The sequence below is a fragment of the Sutcliffiella sp. NC1 genome, from assembly GCF_027594365.1.
Lineage (GTDB): Bacteria > Bacillota > Bacilli > Bacillales > Bacillaceae_I > Sutcliffiella > Sutcliffiella cohnii.
Genome location: NZ_CP115153.1, coordinates 260001 through 284267, shown reverse-complemented (window position 1 = coordinate 284267; position 24267 = coordinate 260001). Strand labels below are relative to the sequence as shown.

At 35.3% G+C, this 24267-nt stretch carries 26 protein-coding genes and 1 pseudogene; 9 read left to right on the top strand and 18 right to left on the bottom strand.

Translation table 11 applies throughout. From position 1 onward, the window contains the following. The first annotated feature begins 110 nt into the window (after positions 1 to 110). Together O1A01_RS01565 and O1A01_RS01560 are read left to right on the top strand one after the other, a co-directional pair. A complete protein-coding gene (locus O1A01_RS01565) occupies positions 111 to 1178 on the top strand; it encodes an ABC transporter permease (RefSeq protein ID WP_066415688.1) in 1068 nt (355 codons plus the stop codon). Next, positions 1179 to 1886, top strand: coding sequence for an ABC transporter ATP-binding protein (locus O1A01_RS01560; protein ID WP_211290346.1), 708 nt, complete (start codon positions 1179 to 1181; stop codon positions 1884 to 1886). Positions 1887 to 2062: 176 nt separating this feature from the next. Here O1A01_RS01560 and O1A01_RS01555 read toward each other — a convergent pair whose 3' ends face one another. The 4 genes from O1A01_RS01555 to O1A01_RS01540 all read right to left on the bottom strand — a co-directional run bounded on the left by O1A01_RS01555 (position 2063) and on the right by O1A01_RS01540 (position 5770). Then, entirely contained in the window at positions 2063 to 3067 is a 1005-nt protein-coding gene (locus O1A01_RS01555) for an SPFH domain-containing protein (RefSeq protein WP_066415699.1), read from the bottom strand. Positions 3068 to 3109: 42 nt separating this feature from the next. Beyond that, complete coding sequence (locus O1A01_RS01550) at positions 3110 to 3934, bottom strand: TPM domain-containing protein (RefSeq protein ID WP_066415760.1); 825 nt, start codon at positions 3932 to 3934, stop codon at positions 3110 to 3112. Between the two features lie 26 nt (positions 3935 to 3960). Further along, a complete protein-coding gene (locus O1A01_RS01545; protein ID WP_066415701.1) occupies positions 3961 to 4989 on the bottom strand; it encodes a TFIIB-type zinc ribbon-containing protein in 1029 nt (342 codons plus the stop codon). A gap of 106 nt (positions 4990 to 5095) precedes the next feature. Next, the gene (locus O1A01_RS01540; protein WP_066415703.1) at positions 5096 to 5770 is read right to left on the bottom strand and encodes a PspA/IM30 family protein; all 675 of its coding nucleotides are present in this window, start codon (positions 5768 to 5770) and stop codon (positions 5096 to 5098) included. A 343-nt stretch (positions 5771 to 6113) separates the two neighbouring features. Here O1A01_RS01540 and O1A01_RS01535 point away from each other — a divergent pair, with 343 nt between their 5' ends. After that, positions 6114 to 7286, top strand: a complete 1173-nt coding sequence (locus O1A01_RS01535) for a DUF4317 domain-containing protein (RefSeq protein WP_270065419.1) — start codon at positions 6114 to 6116, stop codon at positions 7284 to 7286. Between the two features lie 101 nt (positions 7287 to 7387). On the opposite strand, the gene O1A01_RS01530 is transcribed toward O1A01_RS01535, so the two are convergent. Beyond that, the gene (locus tag O1A01_RS01530) at positions 7388 to 8074 is read right to left on the bottom strand and encodes a CPBP family intramembrane glutamic endopeptidase (RefSeq protein ID WP_270065418.1); all 687 of its coding nucleotides are present in this window, start codon (positions 8072 to 8074) and stop codon (positions 7388 to 7390) included. Between the two features lie 90 nt (positions 8075 to 8164). Here O1A01_RS01530 and O1A01_RS01525 point away from each other — a divergent pair, with 90 nt between their 5' ends. Then, positions 8165 to 8917, top strand: a complete 753-nt coding sequence (locus tag O1A01_RS01525) for a MerR family transcriptional regulator (protein ID WP_066415709.1) — start codon at positions 8165 to 8167, stop codon at positions 8915 to 8917. A gap of 174 nt (positions 8918 to 9091) precedes the next feature. On the opposite strand, the gene O1A01_RS01520 is transcribed toward O1A01_RS01525, so the two are convergent. Beyond that, positions 9092 to 9235 (bottom strand): lmo0937 family membrane protein, encoded by a 144-nt coding sequence (locus tag O1A01_RS01520; RefSeq protein WP_157076643.1) that lies wholly within the window; start codon positions 9233 to 9235, stop codon positions 9092 to 9094. 272 nt (positions 9236 to 9507) lie between these two features. On the opposite strand from O1A01_RS01520, the gene O1A01_RS01515 reads away from it, so the two are divergent. Beyond that, the gene (locus tag O1A01_RS01515; protein WP_169714862.1) at positions 9508 to 9663 is read left to right on the top strand and encodes a hypothetical protein; all 156 of its coding nucleotides are present in this window, start codon (positions 9508 to 9510) and stop codon (positions 9661 to 9663) included. 387 nt (positions 9664 to 10050) lie between these two features. On the opposite strand, the gene O1A01_RS01510 is transcribed toward O1A01_RS01515, so the two are convergent. The 4 genes from O1A01_RS01510 to groES form a co-directional block, all read right to left on the bottom strand. Continuing rightward, complete coding sequence (locus O1A01_RS01510; RefSeq protein ID WP_270065417.1) at positions 10051 to 11283, bottom strand: DUF438 domain-containing protein; 1233 nt, start codon at positions 11281 to 11283, stop codon at positions 10051 to 10053. Between the two features lie 226 nt (positions 11284 to 11509). Beyond that, positions 11510 to 11833, bottom strand: coding sequence for a hypothetical protein (locus tag O1A01_RS01505; protein ID WP_270065416.1), 324 nt, complete (start codon positions 11831 to 11833; stop codon positions 11510 to 11512). 305 nt (positions 11834 to 12138) lie between these two features. Further along, positions 12139 to 13770: a chaperonin GroEL gene (groL, locus tag O1A01_RS01500; protein WP_066415716.1), complete on the bottom strand. Its 1632-nt coding sequence runs from the start codon at positions 13768 to 13770 to the stop codon at positions 12139 to 12141. A 48-nt stretch (positions 13771 to 13818) separates the two neighbouring features. Further along, a complete protein-coding gene (gene groES, locus O1A01_RS01495; RefSeq protein ID WP_066415718.1) occupies positions 13819 to 14106 on the bottom strand; it encodes a co-chaperone GroES in 288 nt (95 codons plus the stop codon). Positions 14107 to 14436: 330 nt separating this feature from the next. On the opposite strand from groES, the gene O1A01_RS01490 reads away from it, so the two are divergent. After that, positions 14437 to 15177: a CPBP family intramembrane glutamic endopeptidase gene (locus O1A01_RS01490; protein ID WP_333482920.1), complete on the top strand. Its 741-nt coding sequence runs from the start codon at positions 14437 to 14439 to the stop codon at positions 15175 to 15177. 24 nt (positions 15178 to 15201) lie between these two features. Further along, entirely contained in the window at positions 15202 to 15405 is a 204-nt protein-coding gene (locus O1A01_RS01485; RefSeq protein WP_066415730.1) for a YdiK family protein, read from the top strand. A 45-nt stretch (positions 15406 to 15450) separates the two neighbouring features. On the opposite strand, the gene tatC is transcribed toward O1A01_RS01485, so the two are convergent. From tatC to O1A01_RS01470, 3 genes are read right to left on the bottom strand one after another with little or no spacing between them, the layout of a single operon-like run. Next, entirely contained in the window at positions 15451 to 16209 is a 759-nt protein-coding gene (gene tatC / locus O1A01_RS01480) for a twin-arginine translocase subunit TatC (protein ID WP_066415732.1), read from the bottom strand. Between the two features lie 17 nt (positions 16210 to 16226). Then, a complete protein-coding gene (locus O1A01_RS01475) occupies positions 16227 to 16403 on the bottom strand; it encodes a twin-arginine translocase TatA/TatE family subunit (protein WP_066415735.1) in 177 nt (58 codons plus the stop codon). A 40-nt stretch (positions 16404 to 16443) separates the two neighbouring features. After that, positions 16444 to 17082, bottom strand: a complete 639-nt coding sequence (locus O1A01_RS01470) for a redox-sensing transcriptional repressor Rex (protein WP_066415738.1) — start codon at positions 17080 to 17082, stop codon at positions 16444 to 16446. Between the two features lie 142 nt (positions 17083 to 17224). On the opposite strand from O1A01_RS01470, the gene O1A01_RS01465 reads away from it, so the two are divergent. After that, the gene (locus O1A01_RS01465; RefSeq protein ID WP_066415740.1) at positions 17225 to 19147 is read left to right on the top strand and encodes an ABC-F family ATP-binding cassette domain-containing protein; all 1923 of its coding nucleotides are present in this window, start codon (positions 17225 to 17227) and stop codon (positions 19145 to 19147) included. A 230-nt stretch (positions 19148 to 19377) separates the two neighbouring features. Here the strand turns inward: O1A01_RS01465 and tsaD are convergent, their stop codons facing one another. From tsaD to thiL, 5 genes and pseudogenes are all read right to left on the bottom strand, one after another. Beyond that, complete coding sequence (gene tsaD, locus O1A01_RS01460) at positions 19378 to 20403, bottom strand: tRNA (adenosine(37)-N6)-threonylcarbamoyltransferase complex transferase subunit TsaD (RefSeq protein WP_213083731.1); 1026 nt, start codon at positions 20401 to 20403, stop codon at positions 19378 to 19380. Between the two features lie 5 nt (positions 20404 to 20408). Next, positions 20409 to 20858 carry a ribosomal protein S18-alanine N-acetyltransferase gene (gene rimI, locus O1A01_RS01455; RefSeq protein ID WP_270065415.1) on the bottom strand — a complete coding sequence of 150 codons (450 nt, stop codon included), beginning with the start codon at positions 20856 to 20858 and terminating at the stop codon, positions 20409 to 20411. A 10-nt stretch (positions 20859 to 20868) separates the two neighbouring features. Further along, positions 20869 to 21564: a tRNA (adenosine(37)-N6)-threonylcarbamoyltransferase complex dimerization subunit type 1 TsaB gene (gene tsaB, locus O1A01_RS01450; protein ID WP_066415747.1), complete on the bottom strand. Its 696-nt coding sequence runs from the start codon at positions 21562 to 21564 to the stop codon at positions 20869 to 20871. Continuing rightward, positions 21545 to 22016: pseudogene (gene tsaE / locus O1A01_RS01445) on the bottom strand (tRNA (adenosine(37)-N6)-threonylcarbamoyltransferase complex ATPase subunit type 1 TsaE). Before tsaE ends, tsaB begins: the two are co-directional and overlap by 20 nt. A 13-nt stretch (positions 22017 to 22029) precedes the next feature. Next, complete coding sequence (thiL, locus tag O1A01_RS01440) at positions 22030 to 23013, bottom strand: thiamine-phosphate kinase (protein ID WP_066415751.1); 984 nt, start codon at positions 23011 to 23013, stop codon at positions 22030 to 22032. 205 nt (positions 23014 to 23218) lie between these two features. Here thiL and O1A01_RS01435 point away from each other — a divergent pair, with 205 nt between their 5' ends. Further along, the gene (locus O1A01_RS01435; RefSeq protein ID WP_066415754.1) at positions 23219 to 24145 is read left to right on the top strand and encodes a DUF2268 domain-containing putative Zn-dependent protease; all 927 of its coding nucleotides are present in this window, start codon (positions 23219 to 23221) and stop codon (positions 24143 to 24145) included. Positions 24146 to 24267 lie beyond the last annotated feature (122 nt).

The window sequence follows — 24267 nt, the reverse complement described above, 5'->3', positions numbered from 1 at the left end:
GAGCTTTTTATTGTTTAAGGTGGAACTTATTTGTTGCTTATTCCACATATTAATTATATATTAACTATACAATAGTTATACAAATTCAGCCGTCAGGGGGATAACAATACATGTTTTTAGCGTGGAATGAAATAAAAAACAATAAACTACGCTTCATCTTAATTGTAGGAGTTTTAACACTCGTTTCTTATTTAGTATTCTTTTTATCAGGGTTGGCTAATGGTCTTGAAAATATTAATAAAGAGGCAGTGGATAAGTGGAATGCAGATGGTATTATTTTGACTGAGGAATCCGATATTAACTTACCTCAATCGAGTTTACTAATAGAGGATTACGACGGAAATGGAGTAAGTGAGGTTGCTGTACTCGGTCAATTAAACTCAATTGCTACATCCGGAGTAAATAAAGCAAACGTATCTATATTCGGTATACGTGATAATGAATTTATTATGCCGGAAGTTACAGAAGGGGAAGCTTTTAGCGAGACAGGGGAAGTTATTGCTGATGAATCTTTAAAAAATGAAGGGTTTAACATAGGAGATACTCTTCAACTCTCTTCTGTTGATGCAACATTAATCATTACAGGTTTTACTGATAAGGCTAAGTTTAACGCGGCTCCTGTTCTTTACGGAGGTTTGGACACGTTTCAATACGTCCGATTCGGTACTTCTATGGATGAGGACTCAAACAAAATTAACGCCTTTGTTATTCGTACAGAAAATATAGAGGCAGTTACGGTTGACAACTCTCTACAAGTCATTCCGACGAAAACGTTTATTGAAAATATGCCTGGGTACTCGGAACAAAGCTTAACATTAACATTTATGATTTATTTTCTATTTATTATTTCCGCCGTTATTTTAGCCATTTTTCTTTACGTGTTAACAATTCAAAAGATTAGTATCTTTGGAGTGATGAAGGCTCAAGGAATTTCAAGCAAATATTTAGCAGTGTCTGTTATTGCGCAAACATTTTTATTAGCATTAGCAGGTGTTGTCATTGGGTTCATCCTAACGATTACAACCGGCTTCTTTCTACCTGCCGCAGTACCAGTAGCGTTTAATTACGTTGATATGCTCATTTACGGTACTATTCTCGTTTTTGTATCGGTGTTAGGCGCACTATTCTCTGTACAAACAATCGTAAAAATTGATCCATTAAAAGCAATAGGAGGGTAAATGATGGAGGTGTTACTCGAATTAAAAAATGTAAATAAGTTTTTTCAATCAGGACCATCCAAGATAGAAGCATTAAAAACAACTAATTTCAAAGCGAAAAGCGGAGAGCTTATTGCGATTATCGGCCCGTCAGGTTCAGGAAAAAGTACGTTCTTAACAATTGCTGGCGGACTTCAAACTCCTAGCAACGGCGATGTTATTGTTAACGGGAAAAACTTAAGTAGTTTGAAAGAAAAAAAACGTGCCACTCTACGATTAGAAGAAATTGGCTTTGTGTTACAGTCGTCCAACTTAGTTCCGTTTTTAAACGTGGAACAACAAATGCAACTGCTAGACAAAGTGAAAAAAAATAACCTTTCTACTGAAAGGTTAGAGCAACTTTACGAATCATTAGGGATTCACGAGCTATTAAAAAGCTTTCCTGCTGACTTATCTGGAGGTCAACGCCAACGAGTTGCTATAGCAAAAGCGATGTACACGGATCCTAGTATTATACTTGCAGACGAACCTACCGCTTCTTTAGATTCTGATCGCGCTTTTGAAGTAATGGAAATGTTAAAAAAAGCGACGAAAGATAACGGAAAAACAACAATCGTCGTTACACACGACACAAGACTAATTGATTATTGCGATAAAGTGTACAACATAACAGACGGGCGTTTATCGTTAGTTAATACTACAAAGCATACGGAAGTAGTTAATCATTAAAAAAGGGGCTGTCCTAAAGGTCAGTAGAAACTGACTTTTAGGACTTTTTTTGTTCGTTAACCTTTATCTGGATTAATAAAATCAACACAAAAAAACAGTAGAAAAACGATATGGTTTCTCCACTGTTTTGAGACATATTGGACAGTTCCTTTTTTATAAGCTTATCAAACAGCTATTTATCCTAGTTTATTACCGCAATTTGGACAAAACTTGGAACCAGTATTTTTTTGGCCACAGTTTGGGCAAAATTTCGGGGCGATACTCGTATCCTCGTCATTTTGGGGCGTGGATAATTGTTTTGAAGCTTGTGGTGCCGCTTTTTTATCGGAATCTTGATCATCCATGTTTTTCATCATCTCTTTTGCAATATTCATCCCCATCATCATTCCAGCCATATCGGAAGCTGCATTGCTACCACCACTCATTTTCCCAGACGACATTCCATCTATCATGGAAACTTGCTGATACTTTTTCATATCTCCTACCATTCCGTAAGAGGCATTTTTATTGATCATATCTTGAATTTCTTTCGGATAATTAAAGCTCATAATATTAAATCCGGTAACCGTTAAGCCGTCATTAATAATTTGCATATCTAAATCTTCTTTAATTCCTTTACCTATTTCAAACGAATTAGCCTGAAGATTAAACATATCTTTACCTTCTCGAGTAATCCATTTCATTAGAAGCTGGTCAAGGATTGCAGTAATCCGAATCTTTACATCTTCTACTAAATATTTATTTTTCACGCCTGCTATTTTATCAATAAGAGCCACATAGTCATTTACTTTGAATTGGAATGTGCCGTTTGCTCTAATTGGCATTCCACCTGGCATTCCGAGCGTAGGGATGTTAATGGCATTACGTGTTCCCCATTTTACGGTAAATTCTTTCGTATTTACGAATAGAACTTCTACCCTCATTCCGCTATTAAAGCCAAATTTAAATCCTTTTAAAGTGGAAAGGAACGGGATAATTTCTGACTCAATATTGTAATCCCCTTCATCTTTAAAAATCCCTTCAATTCTCCCATTGTTCAAAAAGATTGCATCTTGACCCGGACGGATAATAAGCTTACTTCCTTTTTTAATTTCTCGATTGCTCCATTTCCAAAAAATCATATCGTCGCGAAACTCTTCCCATTCCACAACGTTTGCAAATTGATTTCTAAAGAAAACCATACTACCAATCCTTTCTTTCTATTCTTATGTTGCGATCATTTTTTAAAAGCCACCTCTACTACCGCTATGGGAGTGTCCACCACGAGTGATGCCACCTCCACCACCGCCTCCCCCACTTTTCTGCTGAGGTTTTCTTCTTTTCGTAACAGTTGTTCGAATGTATTGATCTTTACGGTGAAGTACTCTTGATGTGTTAGCATCCATATAAGTACGAGCATTAACGGTTACTCGGCCACCCATGTTAAATGCCATAATACAAACAACAACACCACCGACAATTAAAGAAACAATGATTTGAAACCATGTGTTGAAAAGTATATTATCTCCATTTGAATAATTTGAATCGTAATACGTATTAGGACTAGGAGCAGAATTATGATTTTCATACCCATTTTCTGAATGCTGTTCAGGCTCCTGCCCCATAAACTCATGGGATAAAACAATAAAATCTTGAGCCGCCTGATAAAAGTTTCCACTTGATAAAGTAGGTGTAATTTGGTCACGGATTTGATCCAATCTAGCATCATCTAAATATGTTTCAGCCTTATAAAATCCAGCTAAATAGATTTCTCTTCCTTGCATATCTATTGTTAAGATTGCCGTGTTACCATGTGGCTTGTCATACCCTGGAGCGATTTCATCGTAAAAGTCTTGCGTGTATTCCATAACATCGATTCCTGACTCATTAGTCGTCACAATAATGAAGTCCGTTTCCCGCTCTGCACCTAGTTCATTAGCTAGAGCTTCTAATGAATCTATCTCCTGTTCTGTTAACAGCTCGGCGTAATCATATACTTTTCGTTCTATCGCATAGGCTGAGTGAGTAATACCCAGTAAACTAATTAGATAAATTATTATGATTGCCATTCCAGTATAAAGTGTTTTTTTCTTACTCACCAAAATCCGCCTCCCATCAACATAGAGACGACTTTCAGACTAACAAACGTTCCGGCTGCGACTCCACCAAACCAGCCTGCAACTTTCCCTTTACTAATTGGAGGCTTTCCAACGACTTTTCCCGTTTGTCCGTTCATCGCAAATATATGTTCCGTCTTGTTGTAATCGTAATAAACCATCCAAACAGGTAATAAAACATACGAACTGTGCACTTTTTTAACGTTTATATCTTTTCTTTTATAATTTACAGTCGCATATCCTGAAACAGAAGATTTAATATAAGACTCTATATATCCATCTATTTTATCTTTAGCTCGCGGTAAAAGCTCTTTATCATCATAGTTATATTTTTCTGCTATATAACCAGCTAAATATGGTGTTTTAAATTCTTTTAATTGATCGTACGGAAACGGTTCGAGTTTGTCCATCAATTCATCATTCATTTTAGTTGATGCATCTACTGGTATTTTTAAATAGTCTAAATTAATATCACGATACACATCATAAAATTTCGTTTCTGTATAAATATATTCACCTTTCGTATATGTGCGCACCTTTGTGCCGACAGCCGACACTTGTACTTTACTATTTAAATCATAAATCCAAAACGGAACGTACATCCCAGTTATATTTTTTATACGATTTGCAGTCATAAAATCTTTTGGTGTGAGCAAACCGTTTCTACACCATTTTTTAAAAGCTGCCCCTGCCTGTTCTTTACTTATTGAAAATGGAATAACCATAGCTGGCGCTAACGTCCCGGATACACGGTCTGCTAGTACTACACCTGCTCCACAAAAGCTACAAGTTGTTGCAGCTGTTTCTGCTTCGGTAATTAGAACAGCTCCACAGTTTTCACAATGATACTCTTTCGCTTCATCCTCTTCAAATGTTGTAATTATGTTCTCTTCCGAAAAATCTTCAATATTATCTTGTCTCCCACACGCACCACAAGATAATGTTCCTGTTTCACTATTAAATACCATATCATCGCCACAGTTCGGACATTTATAATGGATAACCAACTTTATTCACCTCTACTCCATTTAAAATTCAAATGCGTACGGATAAGTAAATGAACTGTATAAAAGCTGCAGCGACTTGCTACAGCTCTAAGTTCGAAAACCGTTCCTATCTATTCTTCAATTTTTCTTTTAAGGCCGCTAACTCGTCCTCTACCCCTACTTGTGTATCGTATTTGGCAGCTAAATCTTTTAAGTCATCCTTTGGTGCTGCATTTAGCTCGGCCACTGCATTTGCCTCATCTAATGCACGATTAATTTTATCTTCCATACGTCCAAAGGCAGATGCTGTATTGTTCGTGTCTGTCACAGATGCACCAATTTTGTTCATACGTTCTTGTGTTTTAGCTACAGACCATTTTGCTTTTAACATACTACGACGGGATTCTAACTCTTTAATATCGTTCATTAATTTATCATGCATTTGTCTCATTTGCGTTGCGTTAGATGCCGCTAAGTCATAGGCACTTTGTAGCCCCGCTTGCTTAGAGGCGATTTCTGTTTTTCTTTCGAGGAACTTTCTCGCATCGTCTTCATTTCCAGCTTCTAATGCTTTAATTGCGTATCTTTCCATTTTCTCTGCATCTGCAATACACTCATCAAGTAGTCTTTTAGAGCGTTGTTCTTCCGCCATAACTGATGCTGTTTCCGCTTTTACTTTTCCTAAATCTCGGTTTAAGTTTCTTAAATATTGATCAATCATCTTTTCAGGGTTTTCTGCCTTATCTAACAGTGCGTTAATATTGCTAGCCATAATGTCTTTAAAACGTGCTAAAATACTCATTTTCATTCCTCCCTATTTGTTTCCGATATTATATATACTGTTTCCATAGCCAAAAAGATTCATTTTTCTTAAAAATATTTATCTAATATCAACTATACACGTTTAAGTATGTACATTCCTATTATTTCTACAAATAAAAATAGAAAACCTATTGTTTAGAAAGGAGTTTAATCGCTCTCCGAAAAATGTACAAATAGAATATCGAAAATAGAGTTGGTTCACTCGTTTTATTAACCACAAAGTTTAACTTGAATTTTCTTGTACAAGGTATGATAGAATAAAGGATATTTTGTAATGGAAGTAAATATGTAGTCTGGGAGACTTAGGGAGTGTAGGTATAATCATGAACAAAAAAGACGTAGCAAACTTTCGAAAACAATTTAAAGCTGATAATGATTTACTAAACATTAAAGATATCTTTAATGTCTACATAATGAAAGAATCGAGCGACATTTATCATCACCAAAGTCAACCTTTTGAAATGTTAGATCCGGACCAACAAGAACTGTTTATGAATAACTTTAAAAAGATGCTAGGTGGTAATTTAGACGAAAAGTTATTTGAACTAAAATTTAGACGCGATGTCGAAAATAACAGTCAGCTTATCCTGCATCAAGGGTTGCTAAGCGTTGAGGTAGAAACATGGAAAGAGCAAATGCTTCCAATTGTCGGTAAAATGCTTCTAAACAGACAATATGAGAAGGATATTGTTGTTACTTTCATTCGTGGGGAATATCGAAAGCCAATGAAACGTACGAATGAGGAAACAGAGGAAAACTCTCGCGATGCAGTTTATTCCCACCCATTTATTTTGTGCAGTATAAACAATACACAAGAGCCAAAGAAAGAACTACTCTTTGACTATGTAGAAAAAGAGTTCAAATACAATTTTGTAGTAGACCCTATTATTAACTTAAACTCGCCAATTGGTGGATTTTTATTTCCTTGTTTCACAGAAAATGCTGCAGATGTTAACCATGTGCTATATTCAGCAGGAAAGGTTCATGAACCAGACCACCAATTTATTGAAGAAGTGCTAAATGGCGAAGAAACGATGACAGCCAAAGACGATAAAATCGTCTTTGAAGAAATAGTGAAAGAAGTAACTGGGGACAAAATTAATACTTCTACTCTCTCCAATGTGTATGAAGAAATTAATCGTATGATTGTTGAAAACGAAGAGGAAGAACAACCGAAATTAGACACAAAGGATGTAGAACGTGTTTTAAAGGTTAGTGGAGTGGAAGATGTAAATGTAGAAAAAGTGGAAACAGCTTTCAAGAAATTAATTGATGATGAGAGTTATGAAATAAAAGCTAGTAGCGCCTTACCAAAATTCAATTCAAAGTCCATTAAGATTAATACAAAAATAGCAAATATCTCGATTAGCCCACAAGATCTACGTTACGTAAAACAAGTACAAGTCGATGGAAAGCTATACTTAATGCTGGAAGTAGAAGAAGATACAATAATTGAAGGGTTTAAAATGATTCCGGAAGCGTTTGGTGAAAAATAATAATTTGTAAGGAACTCATGTAAGTGAGTTCCTTTAAATTTGATATTAAATTATCACACTCGTTGTCAGGAAGAATACAAGGTTAATACAAAAGTCATACTTTATGAAAGTACTGTTAAAATGACGGCTGTGCCATTAAATATTCCATGTATAATAATAGCCGGTAAAACTGACCCTGTTTTTTCGTATGTCCACGCAAACACGAGACCTGATACAAAATTTATCGGCAGCGTATTGTACGTAGGGATATGTACAATCATGAAAATAAAAGAACTAATAAACATTCCAGCAGCTACTCCCCATTTCCCTCGAAACCATTTATACAAAAATCCTCTATAAAAAATCTCCTCATATATTGGAGAAATGATTGCAGCAGATACAAAGCCAATAGTAAAAGTAAACCAATTTATATTCCTCTGTATGGACTCCGTTTTGTGATTCTCCCAAGTGAAATGTAAAAGTTCCATTAACAATAAAAGGACAACACTGACAACTATTAAACTAATCGTCCAAACTGCAATCCATTTCCAGTATCTAGTTGGAAAACGGTTAACTCCAACTGCATCCCATGAAAGATCATGTGGTTTTAAAGCAACGAAATATAAGGCTACTGTAAATACGATGGCCATGATAAGCCCCGTCAGCGTACCTGAGTATAAGCTTTCCTGAAAAAGGGTATATAAAAAGTCATGCAATAAGTATTCAATGAAAAACGGTACAAGAATAAGGATAAGGATAAGTAGTATAAAAACTTCTTTCCAAGACCATTTCATTGTGTTCGTCATCATTTTTTCCCTCCTAAATATGTTATGTTAGATTTAGTATAATTGGTTACGTTACGTCACCTGCAAACACTTTTTTAGGAGGGATACTATAAAATGACACTGTTTTCAACTGGTGAAGTTTCCAAAAAGCTCAATATTTCTTTGCGTACATTACGTTATTACGATCAAATTGGATTAGTTGTACCGACGATAAAGAAGGATAATGGAAAACGGTACTATTCTGAGGAGGACATGTTACTTTTAGAAAAAATTGTATTACTAAAGACAACATCGATGTCTCTAAAAGATATAAAGAAAATCATCCATTCCATTACGATTGAAAAGATTCTAACTGTACATAAAGAGCAACTGGAAATGAACATAGAACGCTTAACTCAATCCCTCTACCATACAACAACACTATTAAACATTTTAAAGTTAGAAGGCCAACTGAAATGGGACCATCTCTTACCACTACTTCCGGAAGAAGGTAATAACAATAAGGATAGAAAACAGAAGTTATGGAATGACCTATTTAGTACAGAGGAACAAACAATATTATCTGGGAATCTACCAAAAATGGAAGATCCACTCATCATTAAATGGATAAATATTGTTAAACGCGTGGAACTCTGTTTACAAAATGGTATACTCCCTAGTTCTGCGGAGGGGCAATTAATTGTAGTTGATGTAGATATTTTAACGAAAGAATCTTTTGGAGATCACCCTGAATTAATAGAAAAGTTTTGGGAAGCGAGAAAATCGGAAGAAACATCCGCTAAATTAGGCTTATATCCTATTCATAAAGAAGTATTAAATTTTTTAGAAGAGGCTATTGTTTACCAGGAAACTAGCAAGTCAACATAATAAAACTAGATTGATGGTAGTAATTTAAGGAAAATACTAGCTGATATTAATTCTATTTCTGCCCTTAATATTTATATTATATATATGTGTGGATTCCTTGGAGCCTTTCTTATTATAACTCCAAGAAATAATCCTGAATAAAGCAAGGCTCCTAAAACGGAACGCTTGCTACATTTAGACTCTTCTGCCTGTTAAAAGTTGAATTATAAAGACGATTAATGCAACAACTAGAAGTAAGTGGATTAGACCTCCTCCAACTTCAAACGAGAATCCAAGTAACCATAATACAAAAACTATAATTAATACCGTCCATAACATAACCGCTCACGCCTTTCTTCATCATTTTTTGCCGATGTTTGTCTGTCTGTGCTTATTTAATGCCCACAAAAGATCGACATGAAACCTATCTTTAGGAACTAATCTTAAAGTACTGTGCAAACAGAAGAACGATTCCCTCAAATGATACTTTCTAAATAGAACAAGGGAAGCGGATAATTGTTATGTGCCATTCTTACTAATGTTTTAAAAGCTCCTTTTAAGGATATATAGGTGATAAGAAAAAAAACACCACTGACAAGGAGGAAATGATTGTGAGAAAGGATGTAAATGTGGACAAGCGACACGTCGAGAAAAAGGAGGATACAAGTAGAGTAATCTCTACCTTCATTAAATATTTTGCATATGTGATTATCTTTTTTGGTTTTTTATGGTTTCTAGTTCGATACGTATTTCCAATGTTTCAATAATTAAATATCTACTTAATTGTGTTTTTGATCACTATATTAAGAACAACCCCTTCATATGCAATTTCAAGGAGGCGTGTTCATTAAGTACTACTTTTATCCCGTATATTTTTATCACCTAAGCCCTCCCCCAAGGACCAATAGGGGAGAAGTCCCTATTGGTTAATCATTTTTTTCTTGATATTTTTTAGAAAAGGCTATTGTTTACCAGTCCACTTAATAAAACTGGATTGATGGTAGTAAGTGAGGAAAAAAAGTCCCCTTCTAGTAGGAAGGGGATTTCGGTATATCGAAAGGAAATGAACAGCATAATAGCTAACTAACATTTATAAATGAGGTTCCTACTGCTCTAATAAATTTAGATATTACCTATTCGTCCATTCTACTAAGCTATCTTTTCGCTTCACGTGGCAACTCGAAAAAAGGTCGGATATCTTGAACGTATTCTAATATTCCCAAATATTCTCCATCCTCATCAAAAACACCTTTATACGTAATATGAATGTACTGATCCTTTTTTTTAAACCACATACTCTCACTAGATCGTTTCTTTGATTTAAGGTCTTGGACGAGCCTCATTACCTTTTTTAAACTTTTAGGAGGATGACAATTGGCAACATTACGACCAATCGAAATGGGTGTCCGTACAAACATCATGTCAGATGACGCTACTCTTTCATTAAAGTACTTAAAAATACCATTTTTATCGATAAACGTTATTTCTACTGGCAAGTTATTCAGAATGCTGTTAGCCTCTTGTACGGTTAAGTAGCCGCCGCCAATTTTTAAATGCTTTGTTGTTGAATTATCTATATCATTATTACACTCATCTTCAACTGATACGCTTCGTCCCCATTCTTTTTGTGGATTGATAAAACAATAGCCAAATGTATCGCTTTCCCTTGCTATCGCTAACCAATCATCTTCGTTAAAAATGTTCAGGACGATAGGTAGTAGAATAGATTCTTCATCAAACATCATGTCTTTTATTTTGCTTTGGAATATTTGATAAGATTGCTTAACGGATGCTATTTCTATAGCTTGTATATTCTCTATCTTTCTTTTTACATTTTTATATAAGATGCGGATTCGATCATCTCCCTCCCACATAATTCTTGTAGGAGTAATTTGCCCATAACGCTCTAATATAGGGAAAATGAGTTTTTCTTTTCGATTATAGTGCCTATTCAATTGTCCTAATTGAGACACGTCTTCCTTTAACTTCTCTATAACTTCTTCCTCTTGTACCCATTGTGAACTTTTCTCCAGTAATTCTATTTGGCCATTCATTTGATCTAAAATGGATTGAAATTCCTTATTTTCAGCTATTAAAATTTGAACCGGGTGACCCTCGTGATTGGAATCAGGAACATGCCATTCATTAATAGCTAGACCATATAGTTGTTTATAAATAGAAAATAGCTTTACAACATCATCCGACGTAATGCCATGGCCCCCATTTTTTAATTCCTGTACAATCAACAATATTTCAACAGCACTAACCTGGTTAAAATGTTTATCAAAATCCTCTTTCACGGTTTCTTGCGGTTTACCATCATGTAAACGAAGTAAAATATCTTTTAAAATATTGACTAGTTTGGGATTAAATTGTGCGTTAGCCATTTTTTCACCTCTTATCGTAAAAAGTTGCCTTTTATAAATGTTAATTAATAAAAAGCTTCTTAAAAGTTTACTACAACTCATAAGAAGCGGACTGTTACATTTATCACAGTTTATAATTGGGTAGCAAAAGGCTGGAAATGAATAATTTTAAAAATGATGGAAAGAAATTAAAATGTAGGGGGAAGTGTAATAAGAGAATTTTACAGAAGATTTGTTAATAGTGAATTTAACAGAATAGAACTTTGACAGTTCCTTCTTTTCTTGCAACGTCTAAACACCTTTCAATAAATTGTAATATTTGCTGTTTATCCCATATATCTGATTCACATAATGTGCGCTCGTTAGATAGATTTTGTTTATACATTCGTTTTGCTTTCTCTAATTGCTCCTGCGTGTATATGGCTGAATCAAAAATACCACTAACGCCTCCATTTTTGTCATTCGCATCAAGCAAATGATATAGATCTATAGCAAAATAATTAGACGAATGAAAATGGGCATAAACAATTTCTTTCCCTTCTTTATCAACACCTGAAAAATAATGCCCCACTAATCATTACCTCCTTTAAAATAATTCTTTTAATTTAAAAGCTTTGTAGGAACACCAATTTTATAGATGTATTTCCCTTTTCAAGTTAGTTGTCAATGTACATTTAAGATACCGATTAAAATTAGTTGGAGGGGTTAAATCTAGAAATTTTATTATCCTTTCTTATAAACTAAAAAGAGGCCTCTTATAAGTTTTTTGTAAACTCATGAGAAGCCTCCGTTAATTTACCTCAATGTTTGCAAAATGTTAGCATTACACTCTCATCTTACATAAAACCCTTATAAATCAAGGGGTGAAGCGGCTTATTACATCATGCCGCCCATTCCACCCATGCCGCCCATGTCAGGCATGCCGCCGCCAGCGTTTTCTTCTGGGATGTCTGCAACTACTGCTTCAGTAGTTAAGAACATAGCAGATACGCTTGCTGCGTTTTGAAGTGCAGAACGAGTAACTTTAGTTGGGTCTACGATACCAACTTCAAGCATGTTAACCCATTCGCCAGTTGCAGCGTTGAAACCAACTCCAACTTCTTCTTTCTTTAGGCGTTCTACAATAACAGATCCTTCTAGACCTGCGTTGTGAGCGATTTGACGAACTGGCTCTTCGATTGCACGTAATACAATTTTCACACCAGTAGCTTCGTCGCCTTCAGCTGTGATATTAGCAACTTTGTTGTAGATGTTTACAAGTGCAGTACCACCACCAGCTACGATACCTTCTTCTACTGCAGCACGAGTAGAATTTAATGCGTCTTCGATACGAAGTTTGCGCTCTTTTAATTCTGTTTCTGTTGCAGCACCAACTTTGATTACCGCTACACCACCAGCTAATTTAGCTAGGCGCTCTTGTAATTTTTCACGGTCGAACTCAGAAGTAGTTTCTTCTAATTGAGCACGGATTTGGCCAACACGAGCTTGGATATCGTCTGTGTTTCCATGACCGTTAACAACTGTTGTATTTTCTTTCGTTACAACAATCTTATCTGCACGTCCTAATTGACCGATGTTAGCAGATTTTAAGTCTAAACCTAATTCTTCTGTAATAACTTCTCCACCTGTAAGAATTGCGATGTCTTGAAGCATTGCTTTACGACGGTCACCGAAGCCAGGAGCTTTAACAGCTACTGCATTGAATGTACCACGTAATTTGTTTACTACTAATGTAGCTAACGCTTCACCTTCCACATCTTCAGCAATTAGTAATAATGGTTTACCTTGTTGTACTACTTGCTCTAATACAGGTAAGATTTCTTGAATGTTTGTAATCTTTTTGTCTGTAATTAAGACGTATGGATTGTCTAAAACTGCTTCCATTTTGTCAGAATCAGTTACCATGTATGGAGATGCATATCCACGGTCGAATTGCATACCTTCTACTACTTCTAGTTCAGTAGTGAATCCTTTAGACTCTTCTAACGTAATAACTCCGTCGTTACCTACGCGCTCCATTGCTTCTGCGATTAGTTGACCAACTTCTTCGTCAGCAGCAGAGATAGCAGCAACTTGTGCGATAGACTCTTTACCTTCAATTGGCTTAGAGATTGTTTTTAATTCTTCAACTGCTACAGCAACAGCCTTTTCAATCCCTTTACGGATACCCATTGGGTTCGCACCAGCAGTTACGTTCTTTAATCCTTCACGGATCATCGCTTGTGCTAGTACTGTTGCAGTAGTTGTACCGTCACCAGCGATTTCGTTCGTTTTGCTAGCAACTTCCGCTACTAATTTTGCACCCATATTTTCGAAAGCATCTTCTAATTCGATTTCTTTCGCAATTGTAACACCGTCATTTGTAATTAGTGGAGAACCAAATTTCTTTTCTAATACAACGTTACGTCCTTTTGGTCCTAATGTTACTTTAACAGCATCAGCTAATTTATCTACACCACGTAGCATAGAGCGACGTGCTTCTTCACTAAATTTAATTTCTTTTGCCATGACCTAGACCTCCTCAGAATAGTTCATATTTTTTATGAAATAGTTTTCTTATTTACCAACAACAGCTAAAACATCTGCTTCTTTTAAAATTAAATATTCTTTACCGTCATATTTCACTTCTGTACCAGCATATTTTGAAAAGATAACGCTATCGCCTGATGCAACTTCTAGTGCAACACGCTCTCCGCTTTCTAGTACACGACCTGAACCAACAGCTACTACTTTACCTTCTTGCGGTTTCTCTTTTGCAGAGTCTGGTAATACAATACCACTAGCAGTTTTTTCTTCTGACTGTACTAGTTCAATAATAATGCGATCACCGATTGGCTTTAACAAGTGAAACGACCTCCTCAAAATTATATGTAAGTATTTTTTTATTAGCACTCTAAACACTCGAGTGCTAACACAATTAATATATTAATGAATTAGTGATATTTTTGCAAGTATTTAGTTTATATTTTTTGCACATTTTTTACTTCTTTTTGTACAAAAATGATCTAACATTACGTAACACCTTTTCCATTATCTCACAATCATTTAATATTTAACCATTGTTTTTAATTATATGGATTAATTGATAAAATACAGCTGAGAATAAACTATATCTTTTTATTAGAAAACAGTTTATATGGTACAATACGTAGGAACAATTAGATAGAGGAGATTATGATGACATCAACCTATTGGAAAGTAATTATCGCCTATATTATTATGCAATTTTCTGCACTAGTTGGTATTCCACTTCTCGTTGAACTAGGAATCGGGAACGAGCTTGATTATGATGCACGAATGACATTACTTTTTAGTTATTGGACGACAATCAGCTTCACACTCGGCTTACTTATTATCCTCTGGCTGCTTCGAAAGGATTTCCAGGAAAAAGATCTACGCGGACCACAATCATCCATTTTCCAAACGATTATTTGGTCTATATTAGGTTTTTGGGTGGCTCTTTTCGGACAAGGAATAGCAGCGATGGTTCAACAGCAATTATTCGGAATAGAACCAGGCAGTGAGAATACTCAACAAATTATGGAGTTTATTAGTTCTTCTGCGGCAATTATTTTTGCGGTAGCTATTGCAGGGCCTATTTTAGAAGAAATTATCTTCCGAAAAATCATTTTCGGCGTACTATATAAGAAGTACAATTTTGCAGTAGGCTTAATTGTTAGTTCTTTATTATTTGCAGTTGTTCATCAAGAATTTGAACATCTACTTATATACTTTGTCATGGGAGCTATTTTTGCATTCCTATATGTAAAAACGAACCGAATAATTGTCCCAATTATCGCTCATGTTTCGATGAATTCCTTTGTCGTTCTAGTGCAACAAATTTTTCGTGAAGATATTGAGCGTCAACTTGAAAAACTAGAGCAAATGCAAAGCTTCATATACTTGTTTTTATAGAAGAGATAACGGAGGATATAATTTATGCGCATTACCCCATTAAGAATGGTTGTATTTTATTCCATTATGGGAATTTTATTTCTCTACCTTGCCGTCGTAACAAAAGGTGAAACGATTTGGCAATTTCACACCATTCTTTTTATGTTAATTGCAACTTTTGATTTTGGAGTGGCAATCCGGGCCTACCTTTTACACGGAAAAATTAAAGAGATGAAGAAGCAAAAATAATATTATTTTTCCTATTAGAAAAAGCAATCCCGAGGGATTGCTTTTTTAATCTTTATTCATATTTTCTAATTCCATTTTTGTTTCGGCTAATTTAGCTTTACGATACGCAATTCTAGAAATGATAATACTAATTTCGTATAAAATAAATAACGGCACAGTTACCATTAAATGTGACAACAATTCTGGTGGAGTGATAAAAGCCGCAACTACTAAAAGTATAAAATAGGCTATTTTACGGAACTTCACAAAAAATTGTGGTGTCACTATACCTAATCTAGTTAAAAACATAACGACTACAGGTAGCTGAAATAAAACTCCAAATGGAACCGTTAATTGAAATAGAAATTGAAAGTATTCATTAATGCCAATTACTTGATTAATTTCTAAGCGATTGGCAAGACCCATCATAAAAGAAACTACAAATGGAAACAAAACAAAGTAGGAAAATGCTAATCCACTTAAAAATAAAATTAAAGAAATTGGAATGTAGCTAAGTGTTACTCTACGTTCTTTCTCATATAAGCCTGGGCTAATAAAGGACCAAAGCTGATAAAAAGCAACAGGAAACGTAATAATGAACGCAATTAAAAAGGCAAACTGCATAAATACCTTAATAGGATCTGTTAAGCGAAAAGCGTTCATCGTTAAATCTCTTGCTTGCTCTGTATGTTGTAAATAGACAATAATCGGCTCTGCAAGAAAGAACCCACCAATAACGGAGGCCATAAAAAGGGAACCTACTATAATTAATCGCTTGCGCAGTTCTCCTATATGGTCATAGACCGACATTTCCTTATCTGTCATATATGTTCATCCTTACATTACTTCTTGTCTTCTTTTTTTATATCATCATCGTCATCGGCTAAACCTTTAGTAGCCTTTTTGAACTCACGTAGCGTATTTCCGGCTGCTTTCCCGAGTTCTGGCAACTTTTTCGGACCGAATATTAATAGTGCTGCAAATACAATTAATAGAATGCTTCCTGGACCTAATGGCATTCTTGTCACCTCCTCGAAATATACTTATTCTACTACTATTTTACTCAGTTGGATAGTGTTTTAGAAAATATACTAATGATTGTAATTCTACCGCTAAATCGATGTGATGAATACGTACAGTGTCTGGTACATTTATTCGCGCAGGTGTAAAGTTTAATATTCCCTTAATTCCCTTAGCGACTAGGCGATCTGTAATAGGTTGCGCAACATGAGCTGGTACTGTTAATATTGCAACTGTTACATCGTCAGGAAGCTCCATCTCTAAATCATCTAAATTGCGTACGGGAACACCTCCAATTTCTGTGCCAATCTTCGTTTCATCTACATCAAAAGCAACAGTTATCTTCGTGTTATTATTTTTTGAAAAATTGTAGTGAAGGAAAGCGGTTCCTAAATTCCCCACACCTATTAGACTAACATATGTTAATTCATCTTGGTCTAACGTTTTTCTAAAAAAAGTTAACAAATATTGAACATTATATCCGTACCCTTTTTTCCCTAACGCTCCAAAATAGCTAAAATCACGGCGAATCGTCGCTGAATCAACTTTTACCGCTTCACTTAACTCAGAAGAAGAAACTCTTTGTTTACCGGATGCATAAAGATTTTTTAAAAATCGATAATACAAAGGTAATCGTTTTGCAGTTGCTTGTGGTATTTTTAGTTGTTCGTTACTCATCCTATTCCCCCATTTACAATCCTACTTACTCTCTATTTTTTCCAATTACATTGAACGTAAACGATTTCATTCTTTTACCCTATCGCTTGCTTGAACAATTAGTAGAAGAGCGATAAACTAAGTTTAATATAGAGGTGAAAAAATGATTATTTTACAAGTAAATCAACTACATAAATATTTTGGTGCTGAACTTATTTTATCGAATATAAAGCTAGAAGTACAATCACGAGACAGAATCGCACTAGTTGGTAGAAACGGTGCTGGTAAATCAACACTTTTAAAAATAATTTCTAATCAACTCTCTTATGATAGCGGTGAAATTATTAAACCGAAGAATGTTACGATCGGTTACCTTGCACAGCATACCGGATTAGACTCAAGCCGCTCCATTTGGGAAGAATTTCTTTCTGTTTTTTCTCATCTCAAACAAATGGAAAGACAAATGAGAGACTTAGAAGAGAAAATGGCAGATCCTACACGTTTTTCTTCAGATGAAGAGTATGCCAAATTATTAAAAGAATATGATTCCCTACAAGAATCGTATAAACAACAAGGTGGCTTCCAATACGAAGCAGATATTCGGTCCATTCTTCACGGACTAAACTTTGCTACCTTTGATTATACCACACCAATTACCAGTTTGAGTGGTGGACAAAAAACAAGATTAGCTCTTGGTAAGTTACTATTAACGAAGCCAGATTTACTTATTTTAGACGAACCGACGAACCATTTAGATATAGAGACGTTAACGTGGCTAGAATCCTACTTACAAAGTTATCCTGGTGCCCTATTAATCGTTTCCCACGACCGTTATTTCCTAGACAAAGTAGTTTCTATCGTTTACGAAATATCTCGAAATGAATCCACTAAATTCATTGGAAACTACAGTAAATACTTACAACGAAAAGCAGAACAATACGAACGAGAAATGAAAATGTTTGAAAAGCAACAAGATGAAATTTCCAAGCTTAAAGATTTTGTTCAACGTAATATTGCAAGAGCGTCTACAACGAAACGGGCACAAAGTAGACAAAAGCAGTTAGATCGAATGCAGTTAATGCAGCGACCGAAAGGCGATGAAAAATCGGCCTCCTTCTCTTTTGAAATCGATAGGCAAAGCGGTAATGATGTGTTAAAAGTAGAAAACTTAACATTTTCATATGAAAATAAGCCTATCTTCGAAAATATAAACCTTTCGCTTCATCGTGGTGATAGTGTTGCGTTAGTTGGACCTAATGGCGTTGGGAAAACTACATTGTTAAAATTGCTTGTGGAGAAACTCCCTAAACAAATTGGAAAAATTCAATTTGGAGCGAATGTTTCTATTAGTTATTATGACCAACAACAAGCAGAATTACATTCCAACAAACGGGTTCTGGACGAGTTATGGGATGATTATCCTCATTTAGTAGAGAAAGAAATTCGAACTGTCTTAGGAAATTTCTTGTTTAGTGGTGATGATGTTTTAAAACCTGTTAACAGTTTAAGTGGGGGAGAAAAAGCACGTCTTGCATTATCAAAAATGATGTTGCAAAAGTCAAACGTACTTATTTTAGACGAACCGACGAACCATCTAGACCTTGATAGCAAACAAGTATTGGAAAATGCATTAATGGATTATCCAGGCACTATACTTTTCGTATCACATGACCGTTACTTTATTAACCGGATTGCCACAAAAGTAATCGAACTATCTTCTCAGAATGCTGTAGAGTTTTTAGGTGACTATGATTACTTCGTGCAAAAGAAGTTTGAGATAGAAGAACTTAATAAGTTATCCACAGACTCTTCTACTGAAAAACAGAAAGAAAAACCTCAAGAAAAATTAAGCTATGAACAGGAAAAAGAATTAAAAAGAAAAGAGCGACAGCGAAAACGTCGTATTGAAGAAATTGAGGAAGAAATAGAAGTACTGGAGTTACAACTAGAAGAAAATGAAAAGCTTTTATGCAAACCTGAAATTTACCAAAATCACGAAAAAGTACACCAATTAAATATAGAGAACGAAGAAGCTAACAATAAACTGCTTACTTTAATGGAAGAGTGGGAAGAACTGAACAGCTAAAGGATGCGAATTTTCGCATCCTTTCTATATTTTCTATCCACAAAAAGTAAACAATCCACATACTTATTAACAATTCTACTCTTATTTATTAAGGTATTCACAAACTTATCAACATTATCCACAAACATTAACACACTTATCCACATTATTTACTAACAAATGTTTTTTATTTATCCATAGATTATCTATACTTACTCACAGTTTTTAGTAACAACTGTGGATAACCATTTTTAGACTAATGCCTTTTCTAAATCTAGCCCTGGATTACCGTTTAAAGATAAAGGAGATCGTTTTCCTAATTGATAGAACACACTGCCTGCTGTTGCGATCATCGCTGCATTATCCGTACATAGTGATAATGGCGGAATTACTAGCTCCACATCTTTCAATTCACGAAAACTTTCCTCGAGTGCTGCACGCAAACCTTTATTCGCAGCAACCCCACCAGCTAAAACGACTTGGTTTACACCATATTCTTTTGTTGCTTTTATTGTTTTTGTTACTAGTACTTCTATCACACTTTCTTGAAAGCTTGCAGCTAAATTAGCAGGTTCAATTTTTTCACCCTTTTGAGAAGCGTTATGTAGGGTGTTAATAACCGCTGATTTTAAGCCTGAAAAACTAAAATCATAACTACCTTCTTCTAGCCAAGCCCTTGGCAGTGGAATATTTGCTTCTCCTTCTTGAGCTAGTCTGTCAATATGAGGGCCGCCCGGATACGGTAAATTTAATGTTCTTGCTACTTTATCATACGCTTCACCAACAGCGTCATCTCGCGTTTCACCGATTACTTTAAAAGAACCGTGCTTTTCCATATATACTAATTCCGTATGTCCACCCGAAACGACTAAAGCTAAGAGAGGAAATTGGAGGTCGGTTACTAGCTGATTCGCATATATGTGACCTGCAATGTGATGTACACCTACTAACGGCTTATTATGTGCAAAGGAAATAGCCTTGGCCGCATTAACACCAATTAATAATGCTCCTACTAATCCAGGTCCTTCCGTTACTGCAATCGCATCGATTTCTTCCATCGTTACCCCTGATTGCTCTAACGTCTCTTCTAAAACAACGGTTATTTGCTCCACATGATGTCTTGACGCAATTTCTGGTACAACTCCACCAAAACGTTTATGACTTTCAATTTGTGAAGCAACGACATTAGCTACAATTTCTTTTCCGTTTTTAATGATGGATGCTGCCGTTTCATCACAACTTGTTTCAATTCCTAATATATACTCGTCTTTTTTCATTTCACTCATAAATTCACCCACATTACTAATGCATCTTCATTATTATCTACATAATAGTTTTTACGAATTCCACCAGGTTGGAAGCCATGTTTTTTATATAGTGATTGTGCAATATAATTGGATACTCTTACTTCTAATGACATGACAGAACCACCCTTTTCTATTGCTACTTCTTTTGCTTTTACTAATAGTTGATCACCTAATTTTTTTCCACGATAATCAGGGTCAATTGCAATATTTGTTATTTGAGCATCTCCCATTACAATCCAAAGTCCACAATAACCGATTATTCTTTCTCTGTCTAATAACACGAGATAATAGGCATATGGATTATTCATTATTTCATGATGGAATGCTTCTTTTGTCCATGGAGAAGGGAAACTTTTCTTTTCTACTTCGTATACACCATTAATATGTTCTTCATTCATTTTTACAATTTCCACTGTTAACATCATCAAGATTCCCCTATTTAGTTTGGTTGTTTTCTAGCCATTTTGCCTCTGCCTCAGCTAATCTCGTATAGTTAGGAACAAACGTATGTAAATCTAATACTTCCTCGTTCATACCTAATATAGCTAAATCTCCAGGGCGGCTATTTAGTTGTGCACCAGTAGCAAAAATTGCCCTTTTAGCTAATTTTTCTATAATAACCTCTTTGTGAAGTTGGACATCATTTCCGATAAATAATATTTCACTGTTCAAGGCGGCTAATTGATCTAACCAATTTTGTAAATCGATGTTAACGTCCTCGAGTTTTTCAATTAGGTTCTCGTTCTCCCATTCATACAAACCTGTATATACTTGCCCTCTTCTCGCATCCATTAACGGGCAAATAAGACCCGAAAAGTAACGTCCGTTCGCAGCCATTAGCTTTAAGCTTGATACCCCTACAAGTGGAATGTTTAAACTCCAGGCTAACGTTTTCGCTATCGTAACACCAATTCGAACACCTGTGTAGGAACCTGGTCCATGAGCGACGACAATTCTATGTAAATCTTTAGGCTTCATTTGGCACTCTTCCATTACCTTTTCAATTGCTGGCATCGCTCGTAATGAATGATTTATTTTCGTATTTGTCATATGTTCCCCTATAACGAGGCCATCTTTTATTAACGCTACACTCAACACGTAAGTGGACGTATCAATTGCTAGTACGTTCATTTCTTTAACTCCTCACAAATCTTCTCATAACGTTTTCCATTTCCCTTAAAAACTACTTCTCTTTCGTCATCACCTTTATGGTATATATTAATTTCTAACCTTTCTGCTGGTAAGTAGTCTTTTATTAAGTGTGCCCATTCTACCACCGTTACACCATTCCCATAAAAATAGTCATCAAAACCTAAATCTTCATCACTTTCTGCTAACCGATACACATCCATATGGTATAGTGGTAATCTTCCTTCATATTCTTTAATAATTGTAAAAGTAGGGCTGTTCACATTTCTTGTAATATGTAATCCTTTAGCAAGGCCTTTCGTAAACGTCGTTTTACCTGCCCCTAAGTCGCCTTCTAACAATATAACATCACCTTCAACTAACTTTTCTGCTAACCTTTGAGCTAACCCCATTGTTTGTTCTGTTGAATGTGTTGTAAATGCAACCTGTACCATTCATTCATTCTCCTTAACTAAAAAAATGATTATAACCTGAATCCGATACTTCTTCTAATTCTCCGTTTTTATTTCTTATATACACTTTACCCTTACCACGTTGCACATAGCCAATATTTGATAATGGTATGTTTTCTTTTTCACAAATGGCAGAAAGTTGCTTCCAATTTTCTTTGCTTATAGTCCCAACTAGTTCAAAATCCTCTCCACCCGTTAATGCCCACTTTAGTGCTTTTTCGTTATTATATTCTAAAAGAGCACGACTATATGGGATTGTCTCACTATCTATAACCATATTTACGTTACTAGCATTTGAAATTTCCTTTAGTTCGCTTACAAGTCCGTCACTTACGTCATTTAATGATACACGAGTAAATTGTGATAGGATTCGACCAAGAGTCACCCTCGGTGTAGGTGTTTGATGTCTACGTATTAAATAGGAATTTTGTCCTTGTACTTCTTTATTTCCTTCCAATAGAACATCTAATCCTCCCTGAGCATCTCCTAATGTACCCGATACAAATACTACGTCTCCTTCTTCAGCATTAGATCGTAATAATCTTCGCCCAGCTTCTACCTTTCCAATTGCCGTTACACTAATAACTAATTTAGAATGCGTAGAAGTCGTATCTCCACCGATCAAATCCATTTTGTATTCATCTCCGGCTTTTTTCAGTCCATCATATATCTCCAATAACTCACTTTCTTTCCAATTAGAAGGAATACTGATAGAAACTAAATAATACTGTGGGATTCCGCCCATTGCTGCAATATCGCTAATATTAGCAGCTAATGCTTTATATCCAATATGATAGGGACTCATCGTAGTAGGTAAAAAGTGTTTGTCTTCTACCATTGTATCTACACAAACAATCTGCTCAAATCGCGCATCGACTGAAAAGATTGCTGCATCATCTCCTATCCCGATTAATCCTGAGTGATGCAGTGTAGCAGGTTGAACTTTTTTTATAAAATCAAATTCATCTCGGACAGACATTATGTCAACTCCTCATGTAAATCATGCTTTATCTATTATAACGAATGATGAGGTTGTTGGAAAACATGTTCACATATCTAACATACAAAATTTAATAGACATAGAGGATTTTTGTAAAATTTGTAGAATATTTAAATTTGTCTGTAAATAATTATCATTGATAGACAAAACTACAAAATCTTATTACTAGGGGGTAATGATTAACATGAAATGGAAAGGCTTATTGTTCTTATTTTTTCTATTATTTTTAACAGCTTGCGGAAATAACGGTAACGTGAACACTGGTGTGGACGAAATGGATGATACCGACTTTGAGTTTGAAAATGCTGAGACTGGCCAAACTTTCGAAGTTGTTCATGCGTATACATTGTATGATTCATATTTTGAAGAGATTAAAGACGTACCAAATGACGGTCATTTAGATGTTTATAAATCTACAGTTGTAGATCCAATCTATGATGCTTGTTTTGCGGATGGGGAATTCGTCCATTTAGCAGATGCTTATATTAACGACATTCCAAAAAACCGTATAGCATTACAAGATGTTATTAAACGGATTAATACAAAAAGCACAAACGAAGCTATACAAGACGCATTATTAAACTCCTCTAACCTTTTAGCTACTGAAGGAAATACGGTTGTATGTGTTTTCCCTTCAAGTGATACGAACACTAATGTATTAACAATTGGGTCCGGAAAAATACTAATTACCTATAACCGAAATTACACAAATGATATTTTAAAAAGCGCAACAGCTCACGGATACTTACAAAGTGTTTGGGCATCCGATTTTTATAACGGGGAATCACTTACAGTTTTAGATCACATCGTACTTGGTGGAAAAGCAGTAAAATTTGAAAAAGAAGTATTTCCAAATATTGAAGTTACAAAAGTAAATCCAGAATTTAGCTCTGCACATTGGAATACAATTAGCAAAGATTTCGATACGGTTGATGATGCTTTAGCTTTAAAATTATTAAATGGAGGAAGTGGGCTCCCTAGTAAATATGGTTACAGTGAAGGTTATAAAATAGTAGATGCATTCGTTGAGCAAAATGCCAACATGCCTGTAGCCGAATGGCTACAAGTTGCTGCAGCTGACATGTTAGAGCAAAGTAACTACGGAGAATAAGAAAAGGATGGTCCAAAAAGTCAGTAGAGACTGATTTTTGGACCTTTTTATTTTATAAAGATGTAAAGATTACTTTATTTACGTAGTAGATAATAAAAAGACCTCTAGGTATTTACCTAGAG